At 69.0% G+C, this 13,177-nt stretch carries 14 protein-coding genes; 9 read left to right on the forward strand and 5 right to left on the reverse strand.

Translation table 11 applies throughout. The annotated features are described in order from the left end of the window. Window positions 1-1,569 carry a hypothetical protein gene (locus QHF83_RS15430; RefSeq protein ID WP_282418591.1) on the reverse strand — a complete coding sequence of 523 codons (1,569 nt, stop codon included), beginning with the start codon at window positions 1,567-1,569 and terminating at the stop codon, window positions 1-3. A gap of 316 nt (window positions 1,570-1,885) precedes the next feature. Here QHF83_RS15430 and QHF83_RS15435 point away from each other — a divergent pair, with 316 nt between their 5' ends. Continuing rightward, a complete protein-coding gene (locus QHF83_RS15435; RefSeq protein WP_282418592.1) occupies window positions 1,886-2,701 on the forward strand; it encodes a hypothetical protein in 816 nt (271 codons plus the stop codon). Window positions 2,702-3,019: 318 nt separating this feature from the next. Here the strand turns inward: QHF83_RS15435 and QHF83_RS15440 are convergent, their stop codons facing one another. After that, window positions 3,020-4,171, reverse strand: a complete 1,152-nt coding sequence (locus QHF83_RS15440; RefSeq protein WP_282418593.1) for a DUF362 domain-containing protein — start codon at window positions 4,169-4,171, stop codon at window positions 3,020-3,022. A gap of 107 nt (window positions 4,172-4,278) precedes the next feature. Here QHF83_RS15440 and QHF83_RS15445 point away from each other — a divergent pair, with 107 nt between their 5' ends. The 8 genes from QHF83_RS15445 (at window position 4,279) to QHF83_RS15480 (ending at window position 9,355) form a co-directional block, all read left to right on the forward strand. Beyond that, window positions 4,279-4,833, forward strand: a complete 555-nt coding sequence (locus QHF83_RS15445; protein WP_282418594.1) for a helix-hairpin-helix domain-containing protein — start codon at window positions 4,279-4,281, stop codon at window positions 4,831-4,833. A gap of 33 nt (window positions 4,834-4,866) precedes the next feature. Next, window positions 4,867-5,583, forward strand: a complete 717-nt coding sequence (locus tag QHF83_RS15450; RefSeq protein ID WP_282418595.1) for a hypothetical protein — start codon at window positions 4,867-4,869, stop codon at window positions 5,581-5,583. A gap of 96 nt (window positions 5,584-5,679) precedes the next feature. Then, complete coding sequence (rph, locus tag QHF83_RS15455) at window positions 5,680-6,444, forward strand: ribonuclease PH (protein ID WP_282418596.1); 765 nt, start codon at window positions 5,680-5,682, stop codon at window positions 6,442-6,444. Continuing rightward, on the forward strand, window positions 6,441-7,106 hold the full coding sequence (gene rdgB / locus QHF83_RS15460; protein ID WP_282418597.1) for an RdgB/HAM1 family non-canonical purine NTP pyrophosphatase: 666 nt from the start codon (window positions 6,441-6,443) through the stop codon (window positions 7,104-7,106). The genes rph and rdgB overlap by 4 nt, the downstream gene beginning before the upstream one ends. After that, window positions 7,103-7,459, forward strand: a complete 357-nt coding sequence (locus tag QHF83_RS15465; RefSeq protein WP_282418598.1) for an AtpZ/AtpI family protein — start codon at window positions 7,103-7,105, stop codon at window positions 7,457-7,459. Before rdgB ends, QHF83_RS15465 begins: the two co-directional genes overlap by 4 nt. Next, window positions 7,456-7,977 (forward strand): ATP synthase subunit I, encoded by a 522-nt coding sequence (locus QHF83_RS15470; RefSeq protein WP_282418599.1) that lies wholly within the window; start codon window positions 7,456-7,458, stop codon window positions 7,975-7,977. Before QHF83_RS15465 ends, QHF83_RS15470 begins: the two co-directional genes overlap by 4 nt. A gap of 54 nt (window positions 7,978-8,031) precedes the next feature. After that, window positions 8,032-8,805 (forward strand): F0F1 ATP synthase subunit A, encoded by a 774-nt coding sequence (gene atpB / locus QHF83_RS15475; protein WP_282418600.1) that lies wholly within the window; start codon window positions 8,032-8,034, stop codon window positions 8,803-8,805. 208 nt (window positions 8,806-9,013) lie between these two features. Continuing rightward, the gene (locus tag QHF83_RS15480) at window positions 9,014-9,355 is read left to right on the forward strand and encodes an ATP synthase F0 subunit C (protein WP_136928778.1); all 342 of its coding nucleotides are present in this window, start codon (window positions 9,014-9,016) and stop codon (window positions 9,353-9,355) included. Between the two features lie 105 nt (window positions 9,356-9,460). Here QHF83_RS15480 and QHF83_RS15485 read toward each other — a convergent pair whose 3' ends face one another. The 3 genes from QHF83_RS15485 to QHF83_RS15495 form a co-directional block, all read right to left on the reverse strand. Continuing rightward, window positions 9,461-11,179, reverse strand: a complete 1,719-nt coding sequence (locus QHF83_RS15485) for an AarF/ABC1/UbiB kinase family protein (protein ID WP_282418601.1) — start codon at window positions 11,177-11,179, stop codon at window positions 9,461-9,463. Window positions 11,180-11,207: 28 nt separating this feature from the next. Further along, the gene (locus QHF83_RS15490; RefSeq protein WP_282418602.1) at window positions 11,208-12,524 is read right to left on the reverse strand and encodes a L,D-transpeptidase; all 1,317 of its coding nucleotides are present in this window, start codon (window positions 12,522-12,524) and stop codon (window positions 11,208-11,210) included. 19 nt (window positions 12,525-12,543) lie between these two features. After that, the coding region (locus QHF83_RS15495) for an FHA domain-containing protein (RefSeq protein ID WP_282418603.1) at window positions 12,544-13,177 on the reverse strand (634 nt) is incomplete at its 5' end.

Genomic DNA, 13,177 nt, shown 5'->3' on the forward strand with positions numbered 1-13,177 from the left:
TCAGTTCGGCTCCCGCACGGCATCCCCGCGGAGCTGCACCACCACGTCGCCCCGCTTGACCTCGATGATCCGGGCCTCCTCGCCGAGCGCGAGGAACGTGACGACATCGCCGCGCTGAACGCTTTTTGCTTCCGCCGCCGGGACCGTGACCGGCTTGTGCCGCTCCGACTCGACGGTCACCGGCCGCCAGTTGCAGACCTCCTCGTATTCGAGCCTGCCGTCCCTGTGAATGCGGGAGATCCGGTTCGTGGTTCGGCAGTTGTACGCCTCCTGCGATTGGTGGCGGTCCTTCTCGAACGTGATCTTCACGCCCTTGCCCCCGGCGGCGGGCTGCACGCTCCCCACGGGGAACGCGCCGACGCGCGGGGATCCGCTTCCGTTCCCGTCGAGCGCCTTCGCGTACCCCGGCAGGCGCAAATCGACATGGAAGAACGCACGGTCTTTGAAGCGAAATCCGGTCGTACCTCCCGAAAGGGTCCGCGCCGTCTGCTCGTCGATGCCGTTCTCCTTTGCCTTCTGGTACTTGGCGGACGCCTCGCGCATCCGGCTGAGCTCGGCGTATTGCGCCGCCGTGATGGCTTGCACGAAGCCGCCGACGTAGCTGCCTTCCCTTTCGTGCATGTGCGACTCCACGTGCGCGTCGAGCCTCTTGCCCTCCGCCACCGCGAGGAGCGCAAGCTCGCGCGTCGTGTGGGCCCAGAGCGGCCGGCCCCTGCAATCGAGCGTCCCGCATTTCGCCACGAAGCGGCTCCGGAGATCCACGAACGAGGGCGCGAGCGCCGCGGCCGCCTCCGCGCTGCCGCGAGCCTTCTCGGACTTCGCGAGCAGCGCATCGAGCTCGTCGTAAAGCTCGGCGTACGCCTCGTAGTGCTTGCTCCGCGACGCATGCACGTCGAGGGGGATCTTCACGTACACCGTCATCTCCTCGGGCGCGAGCCCCGCCGCGCGGGCCCTCTGGGCCGCGCCGTCGAATTGCGCGAGGAACGTCGTCCTGACCTCCGCGGGCACGGCGAGACGCGAGAGCGCGGCCGACAGATCGTCGCGACGGATCAGCGACGCATAAAAAAGCACGAGGCCCTGATACCGCGCGTCCTTGTAGTGCCGCTCGTGCTGGAAGCGCGCGGCGACCTCGTCGTTCCCGATGATCACCGCGCTGAGCGCGGCCGAGACGATATCCAGGTCGCGATCGTCGAGGGAGCGGTACACCTTCTCGGGGTCGAGCGGCTTGATCCGGTTCCATTGGCGGGTCTCGTGCCCGAGCCGCCCCTTCTTCATGTGCCGCGCGCACGTCGCGAGGAGGAGCTGCGCCTCGGGGGATGTGTCCTCCCCAATCGGGAACTTCTTCTCGTTGTGGTTGTAATCGCTCTCAGGGTCGTGGTCATCGAGATCGTAATAGACGCGACGGCACTCCTCGCCCTCGTATGTGCCGGCCCCCGTCGTCTCGCCGCCCCCCATTCGGAGCATGCTGCCACAGCCGTTCACCGATCCGAGGATCCCGAGGAGGACCGCTGCCTTGCCGAGGCTGGATGTCCGAGGGGCCGAAGTCCCCTGGTTCGTCGCGCCGCTCATGGCCGCGGTAGAGTCGAGTCTCGAACGCGCGTCAAGAGCATGCGGCCCTTCTCCCTATGCTCGCTCTTCGTCGAACCCGGTCCGCGCCCTGCTTCGCCGCGGGTCGACCCCCAGCGAACCCGGTCCGCGCCCTGCTTCGCCGCGGGTCGACCCCCAGCGAATCCGGTCCGCGCCCTGCTTCGCCGCGGGTCGACCCCCAGCGAATCCGGTCCGCGCTCCTTTTCGCCGAAATGCTGCTCCGATTGCGTGGCGAGCCCTCCGTTTGGCGTCTACCGCCCCGACCGAATCTTCCGGCATGCCCCGAAGGAGGCTCTGCATGGATACCTCGCTCGACACGCTCTTCCGTCTGTACACGTTCACTCCCGGCCGTCGTCTTTTCGCGATTGGGCAGGTGCGCAAGGCTGCGCTCGCTGCGGGCGACCTGGACTTCGCGGTGTTCGCGACTTCCTGCATCGATCACGACGAGGCATTGCGCACGCTCGAGGCGAAGTGGGCGGCGCAGGACGAAAAGGCCCCTGCGTTCGCGCCCGAGGCAAAGCCGATCGATCTCGCCGTCGACGGCGTGCTCGTCGCGATTCGTGATACCGCCGAGCGGCAAGTCGAGGCGTCGGCGCAGGGCGATCCCCTCGCCACGAGCGGCTCCGCGCTCTTGAAGGAGATCTTTCCGCGCGGTCTCTTCGCCGTGACGTCTCTCCCCTACGTGGAGGAGCTCTGCGAGGTGGAGCGGATCCTCGGCGTGCTCCAAGATCCGATGCGCGTATCCACGGTGCAGGAGCTCGGGCTCTCGCGGTATGTCGCGCGGCTCGTCGATCTGGCAAAGCAATATCGCACCGCGCTCGAGCTGCCTTTGCCGAAGCGGATCACGTTTCTCGAGGTGAAGGCCGCGCGCGCCGAGGGGCAGCGGCGAATGCTTCAACTCGTGGCCATGATCGTCGGGCGATACCCGTCGGAGGCGCCGGAGGATCAAGCTTCCCGCATGGCCATGCTCGGCCCCATCGTGCAGCAAAACGAGGCCATCGGGCACGCCCTGCGCGCGCGGCGAGCGGCCGACGACGTGGATCCCGAGACAGGCGAGCCCTTGCAGGCTCCCATCGTGAACGACGCACCGGCGCTCACGACGAGCCCCGCCTGAGGGGGTTCCACAGCGTAGCGCCGGGGTTTCACCCCGGACCCGAGCAGGGGCTATCCGCCCCTGCACCCGGACCAGCGCAAGCGCTGGACCCAGGGCGACAGCGCGCGATGCGCGCTGTCGACAGGGAGGGCGTTGCTAGCAAGCAGGGCAGTGCTGCTGTCTCGACTGGCGAGTCGGCTCGTGGTCTTGCCACGGTCTGTTCGATGAACTGCGCATCGCGCAGTTCATCGACCCCGAGTCCAGCGCTTGCGCTGGTCCGGGGTGCAGGGGGCGGACAGCCCCCTGCTGGGGTGCGGGGCAAAGCCCCGCTCCGCGCCCTCAGAGGGTGACTTCGCGCAAGGAGATGCGGTTCTTGTCGAAGACGCCGAGCCCGAGCTCGCTTGCGATGCGGATGTACGTGGGTTCGCGGCCGGCGTCTTTGAGCGTTGGCAGGCCGTTGTCCTTGCGCCACTGCTCGATGATGCCCCAGCCGAGCGTGTCCATCGCCACGGGGTCTGTCGTTGCGTAGACGGCCTCGTGCAGCACGCGGCGCTTCTTGTTCTTGTCGAGCGGACCCTCGTCGTAGATGAGCTTGAAGCCGTCGATGATGTGCAAGCGCACGCGGCTCTTCACGACGTCCTGCGCGTAGAGCTCGGCGATCTGCGGGCTCGCGTTGTGCTGGTGGAAGGCGTGCGGGTTGATCGTCGCGCCGTGCGTGATGTTCTTGAGGCAACCCGTGTAGCCGCAGATCGAGTGATCCTTGATCAGGCCGACGTTGATCACGGCCGTCGCCTCCGTGAAGGGCCGGACGAACTTCGTCGGGATGCCCATCACCTTGAGCTCGGGCATCGTCGCGTCCTCGTTCTCGTGCACGGCGGTCGCGATGCCCGCGGGAAGTGCCGGGTCCGGACCCTTGTGGCGATCCCAGATGCGCGTGCCTTCCAAGAACTTCGGGTACTGCTCGAAGATCATGATCTGGCTCGCGGGCACGCCGGCGGCCATGACGCCGCGCACGACTTCGAGGATGAGCTCGCGGTTCGTGGCCATCGACGCGCCCTTCTGGCCTGCGATGCCGTTCGGCTTGATGGCGACCTTGTCGTCCTTGTGGACGAACTTGGCGAAGGCCTCGCCGAGATCGCTCTTGCCCGTGAGCTCGGCCATCACGCGCTCGAGCATGAGCTTCGCGGCGCCCTCGGTGGGCCAGAGGCCGTTCGGCTGCATCACGTTCGACTTCGCGACCTTCGCGACCTTGCCGGGGATCGAGAGGGGCACGAAGCCCGCGGGCGGCTTGGCCGCGAGCCCCGAGCCCGCGGCGAGCGCGTGATCGGCGCCGAGCAGCGCCGCGCCGGTGAGGGCAGCGCCGAGGAAGGTGCGTCGCGAGAAGGCCTCGGGGTACGGGGAAAAACGCGGGTCGGACATGGTCACCTGCTCGCAGGCATCGTAGCGCAGGACGGCGAAGAGGTCCCGATGGCGTCGCCACCCCTCCGCCATGGCGGCGCCACCCCCGCGTGGACCCTTTGCACCCAAAATGCCCGCGTGTTCCCGCGTCCCGTTTGCTGGCACGAAGATCGCCGAAGAGGCCGCCGAGGAGGCTCTCGGTGGAACGTTCGGCAGAGGACGAGAAGCAGGTTGGAGCTCGCGTGCGGGCGTTTTTCGGGTCGATCGCGGCGCGACTGCGGGGATCGGCATGGATGCCGCTCGCGGGGAAAGTCGCGCTCGGGGCGCTCGGATTCCTGGCGCTCGCGTTCGTGGGATCCGGGGCGGCCGCGGATTTGATGCCGCGTCGCGTCGGGGCTTACCTCGGTCCGCCGGCGACGAGCACGAGCGCGGCGGCGCCCGTGCCCACGGCGGTCGCGTCGGCGGACGCGGGAGCGGGCGCGGATGCGGGAGCGGGCGCGGATGCGGGCGCAGCGGCGGATGCGGGCGCGCCGATCGCGGCGGTGACGCCGGATGGACGCGTGATCCTGAACCTCGCGACGGAGGAGGATCTGCGGAAGCTACCGGGCGTCGGGGCCACGAAGGCCAAGGCGATCCTCGCGCTGCGGGCGAAGCTCGGGCGGTTCAAGCGGCCGGAGGATCTCCTCCGCGTGAAAGGGATCGGGCGGAAGTCGCTCGGGCGGCTCCGGCCGAAGCTCCTGATCGACCCGCCGTAGCGGACGAACGAGGGCGTGCCAGACTGCGCGCCCATGCGAACGCGCCCCTTCGTCGTCCTCGTCTCGATCGCCGTCGCCGCGTGTTCCCAGGAGCCCGCCGGGGACTCCGCGGCCCCCGTGCGCACCGGGGCGCCCACGCCTCCGTCCGCCGCGCCGCCGCCCACGACGACGCCCGAGGCTGTGGCCGCGCCCGACGATCTCGACGTCGCCGCGCTCAAGAAGACGCTCAAGTGCGCGGCCGACGCGAAGAGCGGCCCGTGCGCGGTGCTGAACGCCTTCGGTTCGTGCAAGCCTTGGAACGCGGTCGTCCCTTCCGGCGACGGTCGATGGATCGGCCGGGGCCACCGTGTCGAGGGCGCGAAGACGACCGACGAGTTCACCATCGTCCGGTCGCGCCGCGTGCCCGCGAACGAGGTGGGCCCGGGGCAGCTGCCCGCGAAAGTCGGCATCGCCGACATCGCCAAGGAGGACGGCGCGGCGTTTTCCCAGGCGGACCGGCTCATCCGCACCCTCGAGCGGTCCGACGTGCCTCCGCGGTCGAACTCCGCGCTCGAGTACTTGAAGAAGCGCGAGACGTGGCCGGAGGCGTTCACCATGAGGACCGTCGGGCTTCAGGTGTACGTCGCGTCCGAGGGAGGCGCGTTCGTCTGTCAGGGACCAAAGCAGGAGCTTTATCTCGTCCAGCGCGCCTCGACGCGAGGCGGATCGGCCGATGGGCTCTACGCGACGGCGTATCCCGTGAGCTGGTGACGGAAGCGACCAGCGGGCGCGCAGGCCGGACGAGGAGTGCATGCGTCCGGTGTGAGGATGCACTGCGCGGCTCTTCGCCTGTGCTAAGGACGCGGCGTGTCCCGCCCCGATGGCCGTAGCCCCGCCGAACCCCGCCCCGTCGAGATTGTCCCGCACTTCCACCGCAACGCGGAGGGCTCCGTGCTCTACCGCGCGGGCGGCACGGTCGTGCTTTGCACCGCGTCGATCGACGTCGGCGTACCCGCATGGATGTCAGGCAAAGGCAAAGGCTGGTTGACGGCCGAGTACCAGATGCATCCGCGCGCGAACCCCGCGCGCAGGGAAGCGCGCGAGGGGCGCGGCAAGTCGCCGAGCGGTCGGACGCAGGAGATCCAGCGGCTCATCGGGCGCGCGCTCCGCAGCGCGATCGACCTCGACGCGACCGGCGAGCGCACGATCGTGATCGACTGCGATGTGCTGGAGGCCGACGGCGGGACGCGGACGGCGTCGATCACCGGCGGCTTCGTGGCCGCGGTGCTCGCGCTCGCGAAGCTGCGCACGGCGGGACAGATCGCGCCGGTGCTGCGCGATCAGGTGGCCGCGATCAGCGTGGGCCACCTCGGCGGCGATGCGCTCCTCGACCTCGTGTACGAAGAGGACAGCCGCGCGCGCGTGGACCTCAACGTCGTGGGTACGGCGCGCGGATCGATCGTCGAGGTGCAAGCCACGGCCGAAGGCGAGGCGATCGAGCGGCGCGACCTCGACGCCATGATCGACGTCGGCCTCGTGGGCGTCGCGAAGCTCGTGGCGATGCAACGAAGCGCGCTCGCGTCCGCGGGCGTCGAGCTCGCGTCCCTCTTCCAGCCGGGGAGATTCTCGTGAGCGAGTCGAACCTGCCGCTGTCGATCCTCGTCGCCACGACGAACCGCGGCAAGCTGGCGGAGCTCGGGGCGATCTTCTCCGACCTGCCCATCAAGCTCTTGCCGCTCTCGCAGGTGCTGCCCGACTTGCCGCCGATCATCGAGGACGGCGCGACGTTCGTGGACAACGCGCTCATCAAGGCACGCACGGCGTCCGAGGCCGCGATGATGGTGACGCTCGCGGAGGACGCGGGGCTCGAGGTCGACGCGCTCGCGGGTCGGCCCGGCGTGCGCTCGGCGCGCTTCGCGAAGGAAGGCGCGACCGACTCGGAGAACAACGCGGCGCTGCTCGCGGCGCTCGAGGAGATCGACGACGAGCACCGCACGGCGCGCTTCCGCTGCACGATGGTGCTGCTCGATCCGTGGAACGAGGTCGAGCCCGAGGTCATCTGCGAGGGCCGATGCGAGGGGACGATCGCGCAGCAGGCGCGCGGCGCGGGCGGCTTCGGCTACGACCCGCTCTTCATCGTCAAGGGCGACGGCCGCACGATGGCCGAGCTCGGCGACGACGAGAAGAACCGCATCAGCCACCGCGCCGAAGCGGCGCGCTCGATGCGGCCCGTGCTCGAGGCGTTGATCGAGAACAGGCGCGCGACGGTGGCGCGCGTGGCGGGCGAGCGGTGAACGCCAAGGAGCGCAAGCGGCCGCCGAAGGTCGAGGAGTGGCGCGGCGTCGGGAGCCTCGGGACGATCGGCCTCGAGATCGTCCTCTCGATCGCCTTCGGTTTCTTCGGCGGGCGCTGGCTCGACGGTAAATTCGGCACCGAGCCGTACCTCTCGGTCCTCGGCTTCTTCTTCGGCTGCGGCGCGGCGGTGAAGGCCTTCCTGCGCGCCTCGCGCGAGATGAAGGCCCAGGCCGAGCGCGAGGAGCGCGAGCAAGGCAATCCGCGGCCGCGTTACGACACGCCCGACGAGCGCAAGGACGAACCGCCGATCACGAAGGCGGACGATGAAGGCGAGGGGAGGGGAGGCGGATGAGCGACGACGCGCAGAAGCCTTCCAAGCTCGACGCGCAGATGCGCGCGGCGCTCCTCGGGGTGATCGGAACGGGGGTTGTCCTTTCGCTCGGCGCGTTCGCGTTCGGCGGGCCGCGGTTCGGGCTCGGCGTGGCGATCGGCGGGGCGCTCGCGCCGGTGAACCTCTGGGTCTTCGCGCAGGTGGGCGAGGCGTTTCTGTCCCGGCGGGGAAACACCGCGCCCTGGGCGGTCATCGCGACGATCAAGCTCGCGCTCTTGCTGGGTGGGGTTTGGCTCATCCTGCGCAGCGGGATCGCGTCGGGCCTCTCCCTCATCGTGGGCTATGGGGCGCTGCCCATCGGGATCACGGTGGGGACGCTGTTTGGCCCGAAGCCCCCGGAGGATGTCCCGGAGGGGGACGGGCGACGGACGCCGGGGTCTGCTTCACAAACTTCGCGAAGATCTTTCGAGGACGCGCCGCGTGAAGATGTGCTAAAGGCGAGGCCCGCCGACGAGGGGGACCCCTCGAACGAGCCCTGAGATCGAGATCGAGCTCAAGATTGGAGCGCTCCTCGTGACGGAGCGACGACGGTCATGCCCGAGCATACTGGTTTTCTGACCTTCCTCCTGGCCCACCTCCCTGGTCTTCGTGAGAACGCGAAGAACCTTGGCCACACCTTCATCGGTCACGAGCCGATGAGCTACCACTCGGTCGAGCCGATCTTCTCGAGCCTGCTCATCATCGTGGTGTTCATCGCGATGGCGATGTCGGTGCGCTCGAAGTTCCGGCGGCTCGACGAGTCGGTCGTTCCGGACGATCGGCTCAACCTGCGCACGTTCTTCGAGGCGTTCTTCGGCTACTTCTACAACATGGCCAAGGACGTGATGGGGGCCGAGAACGCCAAGCGGTACTTCCCGCTGATCGGCGGCGCCGCGGGCTTCATCTTCTTCTCGAACGTCTCGGGCCTGATCCCCGGCTTCTCGCCGCCCACGTCGAGCCTGAACGTCACGCTCGGCTGCGCGCTGCTCGTTTTCCTCTCCTTCAACATCTGGGGCATCAAGGAAAACGGCTGGAGCTACATCGCGCACCTCGCGGGGCCGAAGTGGTACCTCGCGCCGCTCATCTTCCCGATCGAGGTCATCTCGACCTGCGTCCGTCCGATCACGCTCAGCGTGCGTCTGATGGTCAACATCGCGGTCGACCACCTCATCGCCTCGGTCTTCTTCGGTCTCGTGGCGATCTTCCTGCCGCTGCCCGTGATGATGCTCGGGCTCATCGTGATCGTCGTGCAGACGCTGGTGTTCTGCCTGCTCAGCAGCATCTACATCGGCCTCGCCACGGAGCACCACCACGCAGAACACCACTGAGGCGCCTCCGCGAAAGATCGCGGTGGGATCCTCAAAAAGTCGCTAGCCAAACTCGTAGATTCGGATTAGAGCGGGGCCGCCCGAAGCGAAGCCCCCGAGCCCTCGGCGGGCTGGGACCAACAGTCGGTCCCCCCGAACCCCGCGGGTCGTATCGAATGATGCATGCAGCCCCCCATGGGGGCGCGTGGCCTGAAAGGAGCAGAACCGGATGTCTCTCAAGAGCAAGCTCACCCTGTCCACGCTGGTCGCCACCGCGCTGGCCCTCGTTCCCAGCATGGCGTTCGCGCAGGATGCTGCTGCTTCGAACAAGTTCGACACGAGCGGCATGATCGCGCTGGCCGCCGGCCTCGCGATCGGCATCGCCGCCCTCGGCGGTACGCTCGGTCAGGGCCGCGCCGCCGCGGCCGCCCTCGAGGGCATCTCGCGCAACCCGGGCGCCGCGGCTCGTATCCAGACGCCGATGATTCTCGGCCTGGCGCTCATCGAGTCGCTCGTGCTCTTCGCGCTGATCATCGCGTTCTTGCTCCAGGGCAAGATCCCGCAGCTCTGATCGCACAGGCCACGCGCGGATTCACCGGGCCGCGAAGCAGGGCGTCGAGGTAGCTCGGCGCCCTGCTCTGCGCATGTGGTGGTCAGTGGCGGTCCGTGGCGGTTGTTAACGGAGATGGCGGAGCACGTCGAGGACGACGTGCCCGAGCATCACGAGCACGCCGAAGACGAGGAGCGTGATGCCGAGCGGATCCCTTCGATCCGTTTGAAGCAGCCACGTCCCCGCGAAGACGAAGGTCGCCACGACGAGGCCCGCGAAGAGGCGCCGTCCGAGGCGATCGACCGTGCGCGGGAGGGTCGGATCGGCGGTGCGTAAGGTCAGCCGCCCGAGGCGCAGGTCGTCGAGGACCTCGCGGAGCTGTTGCGGCAAGTCGTAGGCAGCGCCGGAAAGGCGCTCGACGCCGCGCCAGAGCTCCATCCCGACGCGCTCGGGCGAGTAACGTTTGCGCAGGAGATCGAGGAAGAACGGACGCGCGACGCCGAAGACGTCGAGGTCCGGGTCGATCTCCTTGCCGACGCCCTCGATCGTCATGATCGCCTTGCCGACGAGCAAGAAGTCCGGCGGGATCTCGATGCCGTACTTGCTCGCGCCGCGCATGAGGTCGCTGATCATCGCGGCGACGTCGATCTCCTTGAGCGGACGGCCGAGGTACTTCTCCGCCAGGACGCTGACCTCGGCGCGATAAGCGCGCATGTCGACCTTCTTCGTCGGCGTGCCGATCGCGTAGAGCGCGTCCGCGACGCCGAGGTGGTCCTGACGAACCGCGGCGATCATCAGGTCGAGGGTCTTGTCGCGCATCTCCGGCGACAAACGGCCGACCATGCCGAGGTCGATGAGGCCGATCGTGGGGCTGTCCGGATCGCCGGAGATCAAGATGTTCCCGGGATGCGGGTCCGCGTGGAAGAAGCCGTCCTCGAAGATCATCTTCACGACGATGCCGACCGCGGCCTGCGCGATCGCGGGGCCCTTGTGCCCGTGGTCGCGGATCTCGTCGTAGACCTTGCCGCCGGGCAGGAGCTCCAGCGTGAGCACGGTCTTCGATGAGGCTTCGCGGTAGACGCGCGGGAAACGCGCGTGCGGGTGGCCCGCGAAGTGGCGCGCGAACTTCTCGGCGTGCTCGGCCTCGAGTCCGAAGTCGAGCTCGCTCGTGATCGCGCGATCGAACTGATCGACGAGCGCCGATGGTTGGTACAAGGACGATTCGGGGATCGTGCGCTCGATGAGCTTCGCGAGCGCGTGCAAGAGCTCGAGGTCGCGCGCGACGGTCGTGCGCACGCCGGGCCGCTGCACCTTCACGACGACCTCTTGCGGGCCGTCCGCGTGCTTGAGCACCGCGCGATGCACCTGGCCGATCGAGGCCGCGGCGAGAGGTTTTTCCTCGAACCGCTCGTAGATGTCCTCGATCGGCGCGCCGAGCGAGGTCTCGACCGCGGCCTTGATGTCGCTCCACGGCAGCGGGTTCACCTCGTCCTGGAGCTTCTTCAGCTCGATGATCCAGTCGTTCGGCAGGACGTCGGGGCGCGTGGAGGCGATCTGGCCGAGCTTCACGAACGAGGGGCCGAGATCCATGCACACGAGCCGCACGCGCTCGGGCAGCGAGATGCGACGTCGCTCCTCCTCGCCGCGCTTCGCGTCGGACTCGGGCGCCTCGACGAGCGCTTCGCTCGCGTCGACGCCCGCGGGCAGCTCGGGCATGGCCTGCGTGCGCGAGCGGCCGCCGAGGCCGAGCCTTTGCGCGAGCTCGCCGAAGCCGTGACGAACGAGCACGACGTAGATCTGGCGTAGTCGGCCGAGATCACGGACAGCGTTGACGATCGAGACCATGGGTGAGCGCTCTCTCGCGTGAGGGCTTCTAGCGTACTCGCACGACCGTGCCCACGTCGTGTGTGCTCGGCAAGGCGGCGGTCCATCCGGCGGGCACGCGCGGCGTGGTCCAGAAGAAGAGCCTCTGCGCGTCGAGCGGCGCGAGGTTGACGCAGCCGTGGCTGCGCACGGTGCCGAACGATCGATGCCAGAACGCGCCGTGCAGGCCCACGCCCTTCGCGAAGAACTGCACCCAGGGCACGTCCTCCATCCGGTAGTACCGCGTCGCGCCCTCGTCCTCGAGGTTGTCCATGTTCGAGGTGAAGAGCTTCGCCCAGATCCGCGAGGTCCCGCGCGGCGTCGCCGTCGCCGTGCCTTCACGTCCCTTGCCCGTCGAGACGAGCGTCGCGAAGACGGGCCGTTTGCCTTCGTAGGCCACGAGCGTCTGGCTCTCGAGCTCGACGTCGATCCACTTCTCGCCCGCGGCGACGTCGACCTCGGGCGGCGGCGGCGCGATCGTGGGGTGGCGGAGATCCGAGGAGCGGACCCACGCGCTCTCGCCGATGCGCGAGAAGCGCGCGCCGCCCACGTGTTTCTCCTCGAAGAAGGGCACACGTTCGAAGCGCGCGCGGCTCGACTCCGTTTTGCCGAGCGCGCTGGGCGACGAAAAAACCTTCGCCTTGTCGACGAGGATCCACGCGAAGGGCAAGACGTCCGCGGGCGCGTCGGGCTTGATCTCCTCGCCGCGGAAGGCGAGCGGCCGCGCGGGGCCGAGGTCCCGCATCGGGATCCAGAGCTCGTTGTGGCTGCGTCCGTAACGAGCGCCCTCGACCACGCGCTCCTCCACGATCGCGACGGCGAACCCAGGTTCGAGCTGCATGTCGGGCGCGCCGATGTCGACCGCGTGAAGCTTTTTGTACGCAAACGATCCGTCGGGGCCGACGAAGTAGTACCGGAAGGGCAAGCCATCCGGGGTCTCGCGGATCGCGCGGTAGGCGGCGTTGACGAAGGGCGTCTCCGCGAGCTCGACGGCGTCCTCGCAGACCCACGCGAGCGGGCCGATCGAGAGGAATCGTCCCTTGCAGCCCGGGCCGCGGCGGACGGCAAAGATCGGCAGGTGCACGTCGAGCGCGGCCGATCCACGGCGCTGTGCACCTTCCCACGGCGAGGCGAGGATCGGCTGATCGGCCTTGAGGATGCGCGCGCTGACGATGCCCTGAGGCAACGGCTCGGTCTCGGGCGCGACCCAGGGCGGCTCGTTCGAGGCGCGGGCGTGTCCCGTGACGAGGAGCGCGGCGAGCGTGAAGGAGAGGAAAGGTGGGGCGTGGCGGGTGGCTCGCAGGGTTTGTCCACGCGAGCCACCCATGACCGTCCCCATCAACGCGTCAGCGGAAGGAGAACCGGACCTCGTGGTCGCAGATCCGGAACGAGTCGCCTTCGCCGATCGCCTTGCGCGTGATGCGCTGGCCGTTGAACTCGACGCCGTTCGTCGAGCCCATGTCGACCATGTAGTACTGGCCGTTCAGGTACTCGACCATCGCGTGCTGGCGCGAGACGTTCGGGTCCTTGATCGTCAGGTCGCTCGACTGCTTGCCGCGGCCGATGATGAAGCGGTCCTTGTTCACGACGCTCCGCTCGCCCGCGTAGTACGCGAAGAGCGGGATCGCGCCCGGGATGCCGCCGGCCGCGGAGGGCGCAGGCGCAGGCGGAGCCGGAGGCGGTCCCGGAGGCGCCATGTTGCCGTACTGCGGCGGAGGCGGCGGCGGCGGAGCCCCGAAGCCAATCGCCGAGGGAGGTCCCGGCGGCGGAGGCGGCGGCGCACCCATCATCGGAGGTCCCGGCGGCGGAGGCGGCGGCGCACCCATCATCGGGCCCGGCGGGGGCGGCGGAGGCGCGCCCATCATCGAACCCGGCGGCGGAGGCGGCGGCGCGCCGAGCGACGGCGGAGCCGGCGGCGGGGGCGGGGCGCCCGTGGCCATCGGAGGCACCGGCGTGGCCGGGGGCGGCACCGAGCGCGCG

It is taken from the genome of Polyangium sp. 15x6 (assembly GCF_029960785.1).
Lineage (GTDB): Bacteria > Myxococcota_A > Polyangia > Polyangiales > Polyangiaceae > Polyangium.

Coding starts and splice junctions, on each gene's coding strand:
- QHF83_RS15430 (WP_282418591.1), bottom strand. CDS start 1,569: ATGAGCGGCGCGACGAACCAGGGGACTTCGGCCCCTCGGACATCCAGC.
- QHF83_RS15435 (WP_282418592.1), top strand. CDS start 1,886: ATGGATACCTCGCTCGACACGCTCTTCCGTCTGTACACGTTCACTCCC.
- QHF83_RS15440 (WP_282418593.1), bottom strand. CDS start 4,171: ATGGCGGAGGGGTGGCGACGCCATCGGGACCTCTTCGCCGTCCTGCGC.
- QHF83_RS15450 (WP_282418595.1), top strand. CDS start 4,867: ATGCGAACGCGCCCCTTCGTCGTCCTCGTCTCGATCGCCGTCGCCGCG.
- QHF83_RS15470 (WP_282418599.1), top strand. CDS start 7,456: ATGAGCGACGACGCGCAGAAGCCTTCCAAGCTCGACGCGCAGATGCGC.
- atpB (WP_282418600.1), top strand. CDS start 8,032: ATGCCCGAGCATACTGGTTTTCTGACCTTCCTCCTGGCCCACCTCCCT.
- QHF83_RS15480 (WP_136928778.1), top strand. CDS start 9,014: ATGTCTCTCAAGAGCAAGCTCACCCTGTCCACGCTGGTCGCCACCGCG.
- QHF83_RS15485 (WP_282418601.1), bottom strand. CDS start 11,179: ATGGTCTCGATCGTCAACGCTGTCCGTGATCTCGGCCGACTACGCCAG.
- QHF83_RS15490 (WP_282418602.1), bottom strand. CDS start 12,524: ATGGGTGGCTCGCGTGGACAAACCCTGCGAGCCACCCGCCACGCCCCA.